Annotated in this window: 12 protein-coding genes; 6 read left to right on the plus strand and 6 right to left on the minus strand. The window is 65.8% G+C overall.

Going from position 1 to position 15,742, the window contains the following annotated elements:
- Positions 1-122: 122 nt before the first annotated feature.
- The gene (locus ACV17W_RS21115) at positions 123-1,811 is read right to left on the minus strand and encodes an ATP-binding protein (RefSeq protein WP_462594331.1); all 1,689 of its coding nucleotides are present in this window, start codon (positions 1,809-1,811) and stop codon (positions 123-125) included.
- Positions 1,798-3,324, minus strand: coding sequence for an ATPase domain-containing protein (locus ACV17W_RS21120; protein WP_462594333.1), 1,527 nt, complete (start codon positions 3,322-3,324; stop codon positions 1,798-1,800). Before ACV17W_RS21120 ends, ACV17W_RS21115 begins: the two co-directional genes overlap by 14 nt.
- 362 nt (positions 3,325-3,686) lie before the next feature.
- On the opposite strand from ACV17W_RS21120, the gene ACV17W_RS21125 reads away from it, so the two are divergent.
- The 3 genes from ACV17W_RS21125 to groL all read left to right on the plus strand — a co-directional run bounded on the left by ACV17W_RS21125 (position 3,687) and on the right by groL (position 6,438).
- Entirely contained in the window at positions 3,687-4,310 is a 624-nt protein-coding gene (locus tag ACV17W_RS21125) for a diguanylate cyclase (RefSeq protein ID WP_462594334.1), read from the plus strand.
- Positions 4,311-4,463: 153 nt separating this feature from the next.
- Positions 4,464-4,781: a co-chaperone GroES gene (locus ACV17W_RS21130; RefSeq protein WP_462594336.1), complete on the plus strand. Its 318-nt coding sequence runs from the start codon at positions 4,464-4,466 to the stop codon at positions 4,779-4,781.
- Positions 4,782-4,815: 34 nt separating this feature from the next.
- Positions 4,816-6,438: a chaperonin GroEL gene (gene groL / locus ACV17W_RS21135; protein ID WP_462594337.1), complete on the plus strand. Its 1,623-nt coding sequence runs from the start codon at positions 4,816-4,818 to the stop codon at positions 6,436-6,438.
- Positions 6,439-6,604: 166 nt separating this feature from the next.
- Here groL and ACV17W_RS21140 read toward each other — a convergent pair whose 3' ends face one another.
- Entirely contained in the window at positions 6,605-7,504 is a 900-nt protein-coding gene (locus tag ACV17W_RS21140) for a spermidine synthase (RefSeq protein WP_462594338.1), read from the minus strand.
- A gap of 229 nt (positions 7,505-7,733) precedes the next feature.
- On the opposite strand from ACV17W_RS21140, the gene ACV17W_RS21145 reads away from it, so the two are divergent.
- From ACV17W_RS21145 to ACV17W_RS21155, 3 genes are all read left to right on the plus strand, one after another.
- Entirely contained in the window at positions 7,734-8,639 is a 906-nt protein-coding gene (locus ACV17W_RS21145) for a LysR substrate-binding domain-containing protein (RefSeq protein ID WP_462594339.1), read from the plus strand.
- A 218-nt stretch (positions 8,640-8,857) separates the two neighbouring features.
- On the plus strand, positions 8,858-10,111 hold the full coding sequence (locus tag ACV17W_RS21150) for an MFS transporter (protein WP_462594340.1): 1,254 nt from the start codon (positions 8,858-8,860) through the stop codon (positions 10,109-10,111).
- A 58-nt stretch (positions 10,112-10,169) separates the two neighbouring features.
- A complete protein-coding gene (locus ACV17W_RS21155) occupies positions 10,170-10,865 on the plus strand; it encodes a GntR family transcriptional regulator (protein WP_462594341.1) in 696 nt (231 codons plus the stop codon).
- A 174-nt stretch (positions 10,866-11,039) separates the two neighbouring features.
- On the opposite strand, the gene ACV17W_RS21160 is transcribed toward ACV17W_RS21155, so the two are convergent.
- From ACV17W_RS21160 to ACV17W_RS21170, 3 genes are all read right to left on the minus strand, one after another.
- Positions 11,040-11,900, minus strand: a complete 861-nt coding sequence (locus ACV17W_RS21160; RefSeq protein ID WP_462594342.1) for a DMT family transporter — start codon at positions 11,898-11,900, stop codon at positions 11,040-11,042.
- 274 nt (positions 11,901-12,174) lie between these two features.
- Positions 12,175-13,542, minus strand: a complete 1,368-nt coding sequence (locus ACV17W_RS21165) for a PepSY-associated TM helix domain-containing protein (RefSeq protein WP_462594343.1) — start codon at positions 13,540-13,542, stop codon at positions 12,175-12,177.
- Positions 13,543-13,569: 27 nt separating this feature from the next.
- Complete coding sequence (locus ACV17W_RS21170; protein ID WP_462594344.1) at positions 13,570-15,723, minus strand: TonB-dependent receptor; 2,154 nt, start codon at positions 15,721-15,723, stop codon at positions 13,570-13,572.
- Positions 15,724-15,742 lie beyond the last annotated feature (19 nt).

A 15,742-nucleotide genomic window follows, 5' to 3' on the forward strand; every position in this document is an offset into this window, starting at 1 on the left:
ATCTACCAAATCGAGCAGCCGGGCGTGGGGAATTTTGCGCCGCGCCCGGGGCCTGTCCGTGCGGGACCTTGAGGCCTCGCAAGTGGCGCCGCAGCGATGGAATGTTGGTGCGCGGGCCGCAGTCACGCAGCGGGACGCGTTTTGCCGGTCAGCAGTCCGCCGAGCACGGCCGCCAGCTCTTCGAGCCGGTACGGCTTGGGCATCAGCGGAATGCCGGCGTCTTCGGCGCGGCGGGCCTCGGCCCCCGGGTAGCCGGTGGTCAGCACGACCGGCAGTCCGGGCCTGCGTTCCTTTACGGCATGGGCCAGCTGCACGCCGCTCATGCCGCCCGGCATCATGATGTCGGAGAGCACGGCGTCTACCTCGGCGCCGCGCTGGAGTGTGTCCAGTGCTTCGGACGCGCTGTCCGCGGACGTGACCCGGTAGCCCAGCTGCACGAGCATGTCGGCCGTCAGCGCCGCGACCTCGTCATCGTCTTCGACCAGCAGCACATGGAACTGCGGCCGGGGAACAGGCATCGCGCGCTCGCGTGGAACCGGCTTGGTGCACTCCACGGCGTTGGCGGAACGGGGCAGCAGCAGGCAGACCGTGGTGCCGCGGCCCACCGCGCTGCGGATCTGCACCGTGCCGCCGGATTGTTTGGCGAACCCGTATGCCTGCGCAAGCCCGAGCCCGGACCCCTTGCCCACTTCCTTGGTCGTGAAAAAAGGTTCGAAAATGCGGGCCTGCACTTCCGGCGGCATGCCGGTGCCGGTATCCGTAATGCAAAGCGAAACATGGTCGGCCTGCAGTTCGCCGGACGCAGACCCTGGGACGTTCTCGGTGCGTATCTCTATCGTGCCGCCATTGGGCATGGCATCGCGCGCGTTGACCGCCAGGTTGATGATCACCAGCTCGAGTTCGCCCGGGTCGACTTCCACGATCCACAGCCCGTCGGCCAGCTGCAGTTGCACCGCAATATCGCCCCGCAGACTGCGATCGAGCATTTCCAGCATGCCTCGGATCTGCTGGCTGAGATCGATGGCGCGGGGCTGCAAGGCCTGGCGACGCGCAAACGTGAGCAACTGGCGCGTCAGCCCCGCCCCACGATCGACCGCGCGCTGCATGGCCTGGATGGTGCGGTCGCGGCGGCCCGCATCGCTCGGGCGTTCCAGGATCTGCAATCCGCCCGACATCACCATCAACAGATTGTTGAAGTCGTGGGCCACCCCGCCGGTAAGCTGCCCCAGCGCTTCGAGCTTCTGGGCCTGGCGCAGCGAGTCCTCGACGCGTTCACGCTCGGCAATCTGCCGCTGCAGCTCGGCATTGGCGTCTTCAAGCTGCTGGGTCCGGAAAACAATGGTGCTCTCCAGGGCCGCGGCCGCTTCCTCCTGCGATTGGAGCAGGGCGCGAATCTGGTATTGCCGCAGCCTTGAACGCGCCGCCGTGCGCACCATGGTGGTGAGCGCCAGCGCCTCCATGGGCCGTTCGAGCAGCGACACGTTGCCCAGCGCATCGACCATCTTCTCGCGCCAGGCGGCCACGGCTGCCTGCTGCATGCGGCTGGTGAGGACGACGAAGGGCGGATCGGACCAGGCTGGCTCGGTGGCCAGCCACGCGCGCACCTCTCCCAGGTTCTTCCCGAACAACGCCTCTTCCGTCACGCAGATGGCCAACACACCGGTGTCGGCCCGTTGCAGGAGTACGTTGATATCGGTGCAGACCTGTGCATCCAGCCCGTCACGCTGCAATAGCTGCGCGCAGGCGTTGCCATCACGGCCGATTGGCGCGTAGACGAGCACCCGGCCTTCGGGCCCCTCAGGCCACTGCATTGTCGCCACTGGAAAGCAGGCGGCCGTCCGCGCCGGTGTACTGGGGGGTGCCCGAGAAGATGCCATTGAATGCGGTCAATGGCGGGCCGAGCCTGAGCCCCTGCGGCGACAGCGTGAACTCGCGGATCGTGCGCTCGTGCGCGCCACTGCGCTTTTTCACGACCGACAGCGCGCGCCGCACCTGACCCTGGTGTTCGAAGTACCGCAGCATGATGACCGCGTCGCTCAGGTAGCTGATGTCCAGCGGTGTTTCCATCGGCCCCACCAGGCCATGCTGGGCGAGCACCATGACCGTGGTCACGCCCTGCTGGCCCAGATAAGACAGCAGCTCGTGCATCTGCAGGATCAGGAAGCGCCCGTCCGGCATGGCGTTCATGTACCCGTTGAGGCTGTCGATCACGATCACGCGCGCGCCATGCTCTTCGACGCTTTGCCGTACGATGGCGGCGAATTCCCCTGGCGACATTTCGGCGGGGTCGATCTGCCGCACATGCAGCAGGCCGGCATCCACAGCGGGATCGAGCGGCATGCCCAGTTGGCGCGCCCGGGTCTCCAGGGTGCCTCGCCCCTCATCGAAGGCAAAAACGGCTGCGTGCTCGCCGCGCTGCGTTGCGGCAAGTACATATGTCATGGCCAGCGATGATTTGCCGACGCCGGCGGCGCCGATCAGCAGGGCATTGGTGCCGCGTTCAAGCCCGCCCCCGAGCAGATGATCGAGCTCTTTGTTGCCGCTGGAAGTGGTCTGGGGTTCGAACGAGGTATGGTGTTCGGACGCCACCAGGCGCGGGAAGACGATCAGGCCACCCTTCCTGATGGTGAAGTCGTGGAACCCGCCGCGATACTCTACGCCTCGCATTTTCACCACGCGCAAGCGGCGTCGCTGGGCACCGTAATCGATGGCCAACTGCTCGAGTGCAATCACGCCGTGCGAAATGGAATGCAGTTGCAGGTCTTCGTCGCGGCCGCCCTGGTCATCGAGCAATATGACGGTGCACTGGCGGCTCGCGAAGAAATGCTTCAACGCCAATATCTGGCGCCGATAGCGCAACGAGCCCTGGGCGAGCAGCCGCAGTTCTGAAAGGCTGTCGACCACCACTCGCGATGGGTTGGTGGCTTCGACCTTGTCCAGGATGAGCCGGGTCGTCTCGCTCAGCTCCATTTCGGCCGGGTGCAGCACGGTCAGTTCGCGTTCCGGGTCCAGAATGTCTGCGGACACCATCTCGAAGATCTCGATGCCGTCGAGGCTCCAGCCATGTCGTCGGGCCACCAGATGCAATTCTCGCGGGCTTTCCGACAGCGCGATGTACAGCACGTTCTCGCCATTCCTGACGCCTTCGAGCAGAAACTGCATGCCGAGCGTTGTTTTGCCTGTACCGGGATGGCCTTCACACAAATACATCCGGTTGGAGTCGAGTCCACCCCCGAGAATATCGTCCAGACCGGAATTGCCGGTCGAGATGCGCGGGGGGTCTTCATAGGCCGATGTGGGGTCGCCCTTTACCACCTTGCTCATGGGTTCTTATTCCTTGTGATCATGCAGCAATATCTACTTGACAGTGTCTTGCGCCGGCCGTGCCGTCCGCCCGATCCCGGCGCTCTTCCGTGGGTGCCGGCCTGACGGCGTCACGTGCAATTTATAGCAGTTCCGACGCAGCCGACGCACGGCCGCGTCGTGCCAGCTTGGTAACCGCGTGACTAATTGCGACGCGCGCAGTTGCAAAGCGAGCCAGGTCAGGCCGGCGGCAATCCTGCTCCGGCAGTTCCATGGGGCGAGGTGCGCGATTCTTGAATGCACGAGGCCACGGCGATAAATTACGTACGTGTCAGCAAGCCTCGGCCCGGCCGCGGCCGGCGACCGACTCGATGGAGAAAGCCATGAATATCTTCGAGACCATCGCCACCCATGCCGCCGCACAGCAACTGCCGCTGTACGCGGTAACAGCGAGCGCCATTCCCACGGCGGACACTCCGTTGATCGTCATGCTGCACTGGCACGGGTTCCATCGCGCACCGCAGGCCGCGTCGCGAGCCCGACGTTCTGTGGCGGCATCCGCCGTACAGGTCAACGCGCGTTGGCGCCATCCCGCCGACATCGACCAGGCCGTGCTGGAAGCCGGGTGGAAACTGGGCGCCTGGGACGTGGAACGGGTAGCTCGACCGGCCTGGTGGCGGCTCAACGCTCCGGTATCCGAGGCCGTGGCATGCAGGCGCGCTTTTGGCGACTATTCCGACTTGCCCGATGGTCGCTGCGCCATCGTGGTGGACGCCCCGGACCAGCGGGACTTGCTGGAACTGGCGGCGCGGCGCGGCTACCTGCGCTGGTTGTTCCGTCCGCGCAAAGGCGGGCTCTGGAGCCAGCTCGACGGGGACGACTGCACCCTTGATGCCGACGGCGGCCGATCCAGTCCTTGCCCTATCAGGTCACAGCCGGAAGGGCGTGGATTGCGCCGTCTGGTCAGCTATCGGCTGGGACGTGGCAGAAACATTTTGATGCTATAAGTTTCGTTCGGACGCTGATTTCCGGCTTGAAAACCCGCCGGGTCGGCCCTAGATTCACGCCGCACCCATTCGGGGCTGTACGGCGCGAGCGACGCGAATACCGCTATGCGCTGGATTCATTTTTCTGATGATCAAGACTAAGGAGATCGAGTCATGAAGATCCGTCCCCTTTACGACCGGATTATCGTCAAGCGAATCGAACAGCAACGCAAGACGGCCTCCGGCATTGTGATTCCTGATTCCGCGGCCGAGAAGCCCGAACAGGGCGAAGTATTGGCGGTCGGCAAGGGCAAGCTGAACAACGATGGTTCGGTGCGCGCTCTTGAACTGAAGGTGGGCGACCACGTGCTCTTTGGCAAGTACTCGGGCCAGACCGTCAAGGTTGACGGCGAAGAGCTGCTGGTAATGCGCGAAGAGGACGTGTTTGCGGTTCTGACGCCTGCCGGCGATCAGCTCAAGCAAGCCGCCTGACCCCACCATTCATGACGTTTTCAGGAGCCAAGAAATGAGTGCCAAAGACGTGAAATTCCATGATCACGCGCGCAGCCGCGTCGTGAAAGGCGTCAACATCCTGGCTGACGCCGTCAAGGTCACCCTGGGCCCCAAAGGCCGCAATGTGCTGATCGAACGCAGTTTCGGCGCCCCGGTCATAACCAAGGATGGCGTGTCGGTCGCCAAAGAGATCGAACTGAAAGACAAGTTCGAGAACATGGGCGCGCAGATCGTCAAGCAGGTGGCGTCCAAGACGGCCGATGTGGCGGGCGACGGCACCACCACCGCTACGGTACTGGCGCAGTCCATTGTGCAAGAGGGCATGAAGTACGTGGCCTCGGGCATGAACCCCATGGACCTCAAGCGCGGCATCGACCAGGCCGTCAATGGCGTGGTCGACGCGCTGCGCAAGATGGCCAAGCCCATCTCCACGAGCAAGGAAACCGCGCAGGTGGCGACGTTGTCGGCCAACTCCGATCCTGCGATCGGCAAAATCATTGCCGACGCGATGGACAAAGTGGGCCGCGAAGGGGTGATCACTGTTGAAGACGGCAAGTCGCTGGACAACGAGCTGGATGTCGTGGAAGGGATGCAATTCGACCGCGGCTATCTGAGCCCCTATTTCATGACCGACCCTGAAAAGCAGGTGGGGCAGCTCGACGATCCGCTGATCTTGCTCTACGACAAAAAGATCTCGAATGTGCGCGAACTGCTCCCCGTTCTGGAAGCCACCGCCAAGGCCGGCAAGCCTTTGCTCATCGTGGCCGAAGACGTGGAAGGCGAGGCGCTCGCCACGCTGGTCGTGAACGCCATGCGCGGCGTGCTGAAGGTGGCCGCCGTCAAGGCGCCCGGCTTCGGCGACCGCCGCAAGGCAATGCTGGAAGACATCGCGGTGCTCACGGGCGCCACGGTCATCTCCGAAGAAACCGGCAAGCAGCTGGAAAAGGCCACGCTTGAAGACCTGGGCAGCGCCAAGCGGGTCGAGGTGCGCAAGGAAGACACCATCATCATCGATGGCGCCGGCCGCCAGGAAGCGATCCAGGCACGCGTGAAGTCGATTCGCAAGCAGATCGACGAGACCACCAGTGACTACGACCGTGAAAAGCTGCAGGAGCGCGTGGCCAAGCTGGCCGGCGGCGTGGCCGTGATCAAGGTCGGTGCGGCCACCGAAGTCGAGATGAAGGAAAAGAAAGACCGGGTCGACGATGCGCTGCATGCCACGCGCGCGGCCGTCGAGGAAGGCATCGTGCCGGGCGGCGGCGTGGCGCTGCTGCGGGCGCGTTCGGCCATCCAGGACATGAAGGGGGCGAACGCCGACCAGGACGCCGGCATCCGCATCGTGCTGCGTGCGCTCGAGGCGCCGCTGCGCGCCATCGTGGCCAATGCGGGCGAAGAGCCTTCGGTCGTGGTGGCCAAGGTGCTCGAGACCCAGGGCAACTATGGCTACAACGCGGCGACGGGCGAGTACGGCGACCTGGTCGAAATCGGCGTGGTCGATCCGGCGAAGGTCACGCGCACCGCGTTGCAGAATGCCGCGTCGATCGCCGGCCTGATCCTGACCACCGACGCCACCGTGGCGCAGCTGCCGGAAGACAGCAAGGCGCCCGCCGCGCCAGCCGAAGCAATGGACTTCTGAAGTGCTGAAATAGGCTGACCGCCAATCGGGCATCGCGCTCTGGCAACAGGCGCGATGCCTTTTTTATGGAGCCGGGGGCTATGCAGCGCAATGTCTCCGACAGACGTCGGCGTCGTCGAGCCGCGGCGCAGCGCCGGGCAGCACTCGTGCCCGCGCCTGCCGGCGGTCACGACGCGCCTGCAGGGGCGGTGGCGGGGGGCGTTGGCGGATCGCGAAGCAGCTCGACGCCTGGGGGGCCGTCTGCGGCGGGGGTATAGCGGTCGATTGCGCCGGGTTCGTAGACGCTGGCGCCCTTGAGCCTGCGCTGCAGCGACTTGGCGTTCGCCTCGATGTCGGCCAGGCTGGGCAATGGGCCGCGCGCGGCCACGATGACGCGGTTGGCGTGTCGCAGATTGTAGAACGGGCCGAACACGGCGCCGTAAGTCGCCGATTCCCGCGCGTACATCTGGCTGCGGGTGAACGTATTGGCCACCACCACGCCGCCGGGCGTCAGGATGCCCCTGACGTGTTGCAGGAACTCGAGCGTCATCAAGTGTTCGGGAATGTAGTCGACGTCGAACGCGTCGAGCATGATCATGTCGTACTCGCGACCTTCGCGGTGCGCCTGCTCGACGAACGCACGCCCATCCTCGATATAGAGCCGCTGACGGGGGCCCAGGCGGTATCCGAAGTATTCCTGGGCCATCCGGCCTACCGCCGGATCGATCTCGACCGTGTCGATGATCGCTTCGGGCAGCAGGCGTTCCAGGGTCTTCTGCAGGCTCGCGCCGCCGAGGCCCACGATCAGGATGCGCCTGGGATCGGGTTTGACATACAGCGCGCTGATCATCATGCGCGTGTAGTCGAACACCAGTGCGTCCGGATCCGCCAGGCTCATGCAGGTTTGGCGGCCGAAGTCTTCCATGGTGTTGAAGTTCATGCAACGCTCGCCATTGTCTTCAAACACCATCAGCTCGCCGAACCGCGACGGCTCGCTGTGCACCAGGCGCGGCTGAGCCTGCGCGGTGGTCGGCAGCAGTATTGCGCACGCGAGAAGCACGGCGGAAAACGACAGGAAATGGGGCATGGCGGCGCCTCGTGGGGCAAACGATGGCACATCATATCCGCGGCACCTGCTCCACGCCAGGCATGGCCGGTGCCGGCGGAGCGCATCCCGCGGCGCTCGCGCCCGTCGCGGGCCTGCCGGCGCGTCGGCCACGGCGCCGGCTTCGCTCTGGCGGCATGGTGCCAGAGTCCGCTACAGTAAGCGCCGTCGCCGGGGTGCATCCTCCGGCTTTGTACCAAGGGAATGCTACATGCCCCGCCGCCTTCCTCCGTTGCCGGCCCTGCGCTTGTTCGAAGCCGCGGGCCGCCTGTGCAGCTTCAAGCTGGCCGCCGCCGAACTGAACGTCACGCCCAGCGCCGTCAGCCATGGCATTGTGGGCCTGGAACGGGCCCTGGGTGTGGAACTCTTCCAGCGGGGCCCGCGCGGGTTGGCGCTGACGCCGGAAGGCGCGGATTATCTGCTGTACGTGTCCGAGGCGCTGTCGCTCATTGCCACGGGCACGCAGCGGCTGCCGGACGGGCAGGGCCGCAGGGGCATTGCCATCAGCTGCGCCCCCACGCTTGCCTCGCGCTGGCTGTTGCCGCGCCTGGCGTCGTTCCGGGCGCGATGGCCCGGTGTTGCAATCACCATCGACACTGCGCAACGGCATGTGGGCTTCCCGGTAGATGGTTTCGATTTCGCCATACGGATGAGCCGCGGGGACGTCACGGCGGCCGACTGGTCACGCCTTTTCGGCGAGCAACTGGTGCCGGTGTGCAGCGCGGCCTATCGCGACCGCATCGTGCGCGAACATGGCAGATTCGATCTGGCCGCGGCGACCCTGATCCATGTCGATCTGGCCAGCGAGGACTGGCAGGCCTGGCGGGAACACACCGGCTGGACCGGCCCGGACGGCGCCACCGCGCCGGGTGAGTTGCACTTCGACACCATACAGCTCGCATTCGAGGCCGCGGTTCAGGGCCTGGGCGTCGCGCTGGGCCGCCGGCCGCTGGTCGACGCGGAACTGCAGTCCGGCGCGCTGATGGCCCTGGATATGCCCGGCATGCGCGCGCAGACGGCGTATTGGCTGGTGGCCTCCGACGCCATGGCGCGGCGCAGCGAGCTGCTGGCGTTTCGCGACTGGCTGCTCGAACAGGCGCGTGAGTTCGCGCCATAGCCCCGACCAGCCTGGACTGGCGCCTCGTGACGCGGCACGCGCGCCACCACAGGGCGCGGGTGCGTAGCGCGGGATGCGCCGCGCGGGAAGTTCTTGGAAACCGCATGCCGAACGGCGAGTAGAACCGGGTGAATACTGTTCACCCGTCATCAAAATCTTTTCCTTTGCCGGGGCATCCGGGCGCGTGCCACCATGCCGCCAAAAGGAGATTTCCCGTCATGCATACCGCAAAAATCGCGGAGCCTTCCACCCGCAATTCCGTGCTCTGGGTCGTGGTGGCGGCCGCCCTGATCCTCAGCGCCGCCATGGGCGTGCGCCAGACGTTCGGTTTGTTCATCACGCCGTTCTCGTTCGACCGGGGCCTGCCGGTCACGCAGATCGCGTTTGCGATCGCGCTGCACAATCTGGTGTGGGGTTTCGCGCAGCCTTTCGCAGGCGCCGCTGCCGACCGCTATGGGTCGGCGCCCGTAGTGGCGTTCGGGGCGGCGGCGTTTGCCGCCGGGCTGGCCCTGGCCAGCGGGGCCGATTCGCCCGTGCTCATGGTGCTGGGAATGGGCGTGCTGGTGGGGATAGGCGTCAGCTGCACCAGCTTTGGCGTCGTGTTGGCCGCGGTGGGTCGCGCGGCTTCGCCGCAGCGGCGCAGCATGGCGCTGGGTCTGGCCAGCGCCGGGGGATCGGTGGGCCAGGTGGTGCTGGTGCCCTTTGCGCAGGTCTTGCGCGAGAGCGGCGGCGTGTCCACATCGTTGTGGGGCCTGGCCATACTGATGCTGCTGGTGGCGCCGATGGGGTGGCTGCTCGACCGGCCGGCGGGCTCGGCCGCAGCGGCTGCGGCGACGCAGGAGCCCACGATGTCGCTCAGGCAGGCGGTGGTGCATGCGTGCAGACACCGCGGCTATTGCCTGCTGACGCTGGGCTTTTTCACCTGCGGATTCCAGTTGGCATTTATCGCCACGCACCTGCCCGGCTACCTGGTGCTGTGTCATATGCCGATCGGCCTGGGCGCCACGGCGCTGGCCCTGATCGGGCTGTTCAACATGGCAGGCAGCTGGGCTTGCGGCTGGCTGGGCGGACACTATCGACAGCAATACGTGCTGGGTTGGCTGTACCTGATACGCGGCGCGGCCATCGCAGCATTTTTCCTGATGCCCAAGAGCACGCTCTCGGTAGTGCTGTTCGCGGCCGTGATGGGATTGACCTGGCTCGGTACGGTGCCGCTGACCAGCGGCCTGGTCGCCAAGGTTTTCGGCACGCGGTACCTGGGCACGCTCTTCGGCGTGTGTTTCCTCAGCCATCAGATCGGTTCGTTCCTGGGCACCTGGATGGGCGGGCTGGTGTTCGATCTGACGGGCTCCTACACCCCGGTGTGGGCCGCCACGGCGGCGGCGGGCCTGGTGGCGGCGTTGCTGAATTTCTCCATCGATGATCGCGTCGCGCCCACCGCTGCGCCAGCGCCCGCAATGGCCCAACGCTGAATCGATTGTTGATATAGTGGCTGCTTCTGCCCGCAGGGCATGCCGCTTTGTTTACCCGATGTCCCAGGTCTGGTCAGATGCGCCTTTCTCCGTGCCCGCCGTAGCGTCCAGCATTGCCGACGCCGTGCGCATACTCGAAGAAGACATCGTGCTGGGCAGCCTGCACCCGCGCGAGCGCCTGATCGAAGACGACCTGATACGCCGGTTCGGCTTCAAGCGCCACGCGGCGCGCGAAGTGCTGGCCGAGCTGGCGCGGATGGGGTTGGTCGAACGGCGCAAGAATGTAGGCTGCGAGGTACGAGCCTTCGCCCCCCGCGAAGTGGCTGAACTCTATCAGCTGCGCGAACTGCTCGAGGCCGAGGCCGCCCGCACCATTCCATGCCCGCTGCCGGCGCCGGCCTTGCGCGAACTTGTCGCCATCCAGCGCGAACACGACGAGGCCGTGGCGGCCGGCGACCCCCGTCGCGTCTTCCACACCAATCAGCGGTTTCACCAGGCGCTGTTCGGCTGCTGCGAGAATGGCGTGCTGCAAAAGGCCATACAGGAATATGCGCGCCAGACGCATGCCATCCGGTTCAGTTCGCTGGTCGATGCGTCGTACCGCGAGCGCGCGCGTCAGGAACACTGGGCCATGATCGAAGCACTTCGGGAAGGCCGACGCGACGTTCTCATCAGCCTGTGCCGCGACCACCTGGCGCCGTCGCGCGATGCCTACCTGGCCTTGAACCGGCACCGCTATCTGCCCCGCGGCTGAACGCCGCGCCGCGCAGCATGGCGCCCGGCGGTGGTCGTGCCGAGTCGGCAGCTCGAGACCGCGTTAATGGCGGCAGCAAGCAGGCGTTCATGCGCATGGGCATGAACACCGCGGGCAAAGCGGCCGATGGCCAGGGCCAGCCAGTGCGCGGGGGGCGGCCCCCGCTGACCCGCGTTACGGAGACGTGCGCATCACGACCGCCAGTCCGGCGAGTATTGCCCCCATTGCCAACATGCTGAGCCAGGGCAGTCGATGGCCCAGCAGCAGGTAGTCCAGCAGGGCCGTCATGATAGGCACCAGATAGAACAGACTCGTGACGTTGACCAGGTTCCCGGCATGGATCAGGCGAAACAGCAGAATGGTCGCGCCGACCGATATCACGAGCGCCAGCCATACCAGGGATACCCACAGGCCGGCCGTGGCTTCGACGCGCCAGGGCTGCCAGGGCAGGCACAGCACGCACAGCAGCAGGGCGGCGAGGTATTGCAGCGGCAGGGCCTGCAGCGGGGGCAGGCGCAGGCTTTTTTGCATCATGGCGCCGCCGGTCATGCACAGCAGTGCGCCCAGCGCATAGATCATGCCCATGGCCGAAAACCGTGCGGCGGCAATGCCATCCCATACCACCAGCATCAGGCCGCAGAACGCGAGCGTCAGTCCCAGCACACGGGGCCAGGGGTAGCGCCGTTCCATCAGCACGAGGGTCAGCAGGGGCTGGGCGCCCAGGGCAGTGGCCAGCACGCCCGGCGTGAGGCCGTGGTCCAGGGCCAGGAAATAGCAGACCGAGTAGCCGCCCGTCATCGTCAGGCCCGTGGCGGCGGTGCGCGCGCGCTCGCCGCGGCGGGGCAGCCACGGCAGTCCTGCGGCGCGCGCAAGGGCCAGCAGTGCCGCCAGTGCCAGACCAAAGCGCAGTGCCAGGATGGCAAACGGCGAAGCGTATGCCAGGCTCAGTTTGGAGAAAATTGCGCCGCTGCTCCACAGCAGTACGAACAGCGCCGTGGCGCCATGGGCCATATAGGCCGTTCTTGAAAGTTTCATGGAAGTCACCCGAGAGACAACGCACAGGCTCCAGCGGCCGAGGCCGGGCCGAGAGGCGCCGGACAGGGCAGGCAAAGGTGCTGGAACCGCCAGGAAGGCCTGGAATCAGGCCAGATGGGCGGCGGGCGGCGGGGGAGCCGCGCGGCCGACGAGGCTGCGCGCGGGCGGGGCGACTGAGGTGATGGAGACGCGCGCGCAGCCCCGGTCGCGGACGGGAGCCGCGAATGGGAAGCAACAATGGGGCAGGGCGCGTGGGTTCATGTTGCCAATGAAATTACACGCCGCTCTTGACCGTGTCAAGACGGGCGTGGCGCTGCGCCACCCAGTCAATCACCAGCATGATGAGCAGCGATGCGCCTACCAGCGGAAACAGGATCCCGCCGGCAACCATCAGGAACATCACGCCACGCAATGCCCGCCGGTCGGGTGCGAGCGGGGGTATGCCCAGCGAACCGGAAGGCCGGCGCTTCCACCACATGACCCCTGCCGCCACGCTCATCAATATCATTGCCAGGCAGGCGGCCAGCAGCACCAGTTGGTTGGCCAGGCCGAATTCCTGGCCCATGTGCACATTGATGCCCCATTCCAGCGCCTTGCCCACGGGGCCGTAATCGCCATAGCCCATGTCCAGCAAGGGCTCGCCGGTGTACCGGTCGAGGTGCACCACCCGTTGTCGCGCCAGGTCGTTCGGATAGACCGACGCGGTATACACGCCCGCGGGGTCTTGCGGTACGTTGATCGCATAGCCGGGCGCCAGGCCGAGCCGATCGAACGCGGCCACGGCCCGATCCAGCCCGATATCGGATGTTCCGGCGTGCCCATGCGGCGATTGCGGCACGCGCGCCTGTTCGAGCGACCACGTGGTGGGACCCAGATGTCCCAGGTGCTCGTCTGACATTGGCAATGCCACACGCACGCCGGCCGGGTAGCCGAAGTTGCTGCCGTTGGCCCATTGGTTGACCTGGCCACCCCACACCAGCGACCAAGGCATGCCGGTGCCCGCCAAAAACAGGATGAACAGGCCCACGAAGGCCCCGGTGACTGCGTGGATGTCGCGCCAGAACACGCGTTGACCGGGGCGGCCGCGCACGGTCGCCACGCCCTTCCTGCGTCCCCGGGGCCACCACAGGTACAGCCCTGTGAGCACCAGCAGGATGGACCAGCCTGCGGCGATCTCTATGGCCGCGCTGGCCAGCGGGCCGAAATAATCCAGGCTGTGCAGGCGCCGTACGGTCCACATCAGCGTGCCGCGCTCGGGGTGCGCGCCCAGCACCCGGCCGCTGTACGGGTCGACGTACACGCTCATGCTGTCTCCTGCTGCCGGCTTGATCACCACCTGCGCCGCGGCGTCGGCAGACGCAGGCGGCAGGTATTTGGTGAAGGTGCCGGGATAGGCTTTCGAGGCGGCCTCGGCCAGCGCCGACGGCGTGTGCGCGGGCGTATGGGCCGGTTGCACCTGCCGCAGGTCGCGGTACCAGGCGCGATCGATTTCGTGATGAAAGAGATAAAGCCCGCCGGTCGCGGCCAGCAGTATCAAGAAGGGCAGCACGAGCAGCCCCGCGTAAAAGTGCCAGCGCCATACGGCGCGGTAGACGTGTGCCTGGCGCACGGTCTCATGGTCAGTCGTAGTGTTGTCGTTCATGGTGTCCATGGGGTGTGCAAGTCGTCGTTAGAACCGATAATTGGCGGTCAGCTCCAGCCGCCTGCCCGCGCCGAGCAGCCACTGCGTCGGGTTGTAGTACGCGGTCTCGGCATACTGTTTGTCGAAAACGTTGTAGGCGCGCAATGCCAGGCTCAGGTCGCTCCGGGCCTGCCACTGCAGCGCCAGGTCGGTGGTGGTGTAGGCCGCCATTTCCAGCTGGTTTGCACTGTCCGCAAACCGCTTGCCCACATAGCGCAGGCCGGCACTTGCCGTCCATTGAGGGGCGAATCGCCAGCTCAGCCACACGTTGGCCAGGCGCTCGGGCACATCGGGCGGCACGTTGCCCCGCCGCGAAACGGCGACGCCGGATGATGCGTCGGCGTAATCGTCGTAGCGGGCGTCCAGGATGGCCCCGTTGAAGTCCAGCCGCCAGTAGCGCCCCAGATCCAGGCCTAGGGTGAACTCGAGCCCGCGACTCGACTGGCTTCCTATCTGCACGCGCAAGGACGGATCGCGCGGGTCGCGCGTGACCAAGTCTTTCTTGCGGATGTGATAGACGGCCAGGGTCCACGTGCCGGCGCTGTCCCAGAAAACCTGTTTGACACCCGCTTCGATCTGGCGCGCCCACGACAGATCGAAGTCTTTGTTGGCCGGTGACATCAGCAACAGGCCGCCGACCGGATCGGCCGCTTCCGAATATTGCGCGTACAGAGCCAGGGTAGGCAGCAGGTTGTACACGGTGCCCGCGCGCCAGCCGACGTTGCTGTAGCTGCGGCGGTAGGCCGTGCTGTCGGTGACCAGGTCGTGACGCTCGAGGTCGATGTGGTCCCAACGTATGCCGCCCAGGACGGACCAGCGCTCGGTCAGCGCCAGGCGGTCTTCGCCGAACACGGCGAACTGCGTCGCCGTGTTGCGGTAACGCGGCGTGGTGCCAGCCTCGTTGATGAATTCGCCGTGGTCGACGTCGTGCGGGTCCACCCAGGAAAGCCCTCCGTAAGGAGCATTATTGGTGTGCACGAGCCTGCTGCGATTGACCTCGGCGCCTATCGCCGCTTGATTGGGCAGGCCCATCAGCCGGCTTGCGTGAGAAGCGTCGACGCGAGCGCCCACCTGGCTTTGATCGTGCTGGATGGCCGTATAGGCGCTGCGTTCGATCAACCCGCTTGCCGCGTCCCATACATAGTTTTCAACATTGCGGTAGTCGCGATCGCTGCCTATGTGATACACGCGGCCGCGCACCGCAGTCGTGGCGTTGGGGGTCCATTCGCCCTGCAATTCGCTGCGGCTATCACGATAGATGATCTTGCTGTCGGCCACGTTGTAATTCTGGTGGCGCAACGAATAATCGATGCCTCCGTCGATCAGCGGGGTGCCGAAGTAGCGGGAGGGCTCCTGCCATGAGTCGGCATGGGTCAGGGTCAGGTTCAGCGAGGACGACACGTCCAGTCTCAGCGCGGCGGTCAGCGCGGCGTTTTTCGAGCCGCCCATGTTCATGTCGGCTTTGCTGCGGTTGGCGCTGAGGTCGAGGCGATACGACCAGCGTTCGTCCAGCGCGCCGCCGCTGCCGAAAGCCAGGCGCTGTGTGTCGTGCGTGCCCAGGCTTGCCTGCAGTTCGCTTTCCACCTCGCCGCGTGTCGGCTTCTTCGGAATGACGTTCACGACGCCGCCTACCGCGCCTTCGCCATACAGCACCGACGCCGGACCGCGCAGTACTTCGATACGCTCGACCGACCAGGGGTCATATACGAAGGTTTGGCCCAGGCCGCCGTACTGCCGTACTCCGTCGTAAAGCATGGCGACTGAATTCGAATCGGTGAACCCGCGCGACGACAGCGAAGAGCCGCCGTTGCCCGGATGACGGAAGACGCTGATGCCGGGCGCCTGCGTGACGGCGTCCATGACGGTCACGTCACCGCGCTGGCGTAGCTGTTCGTTCGTAATGACGTCGATGCTGGCAGGCGTCTCCAGCGGTGTGAGAGCGAGGAACGAGCCGGTGGACGCGGGCTCCTCGAGGGCAGGCACAGAGTAGTTGGCGGACACGGAGATGGCGGCCATTGTGGGCACAGGGCCGCCGCCAAGGTCCTGCTCATGCGCCCAGGGCGGCGTTGCCATCAGCGCCAGAGCGGCGGCCATGGCCGAGCGCCGCTGCAGGACGGTCGTCCTGGCGGGTAGGGAAATCATGGTATGTCTCGGTTGGGAA

Source organism: Bordetella sp. MIP270_01_BMS (genome assembly GCF_054958705.1).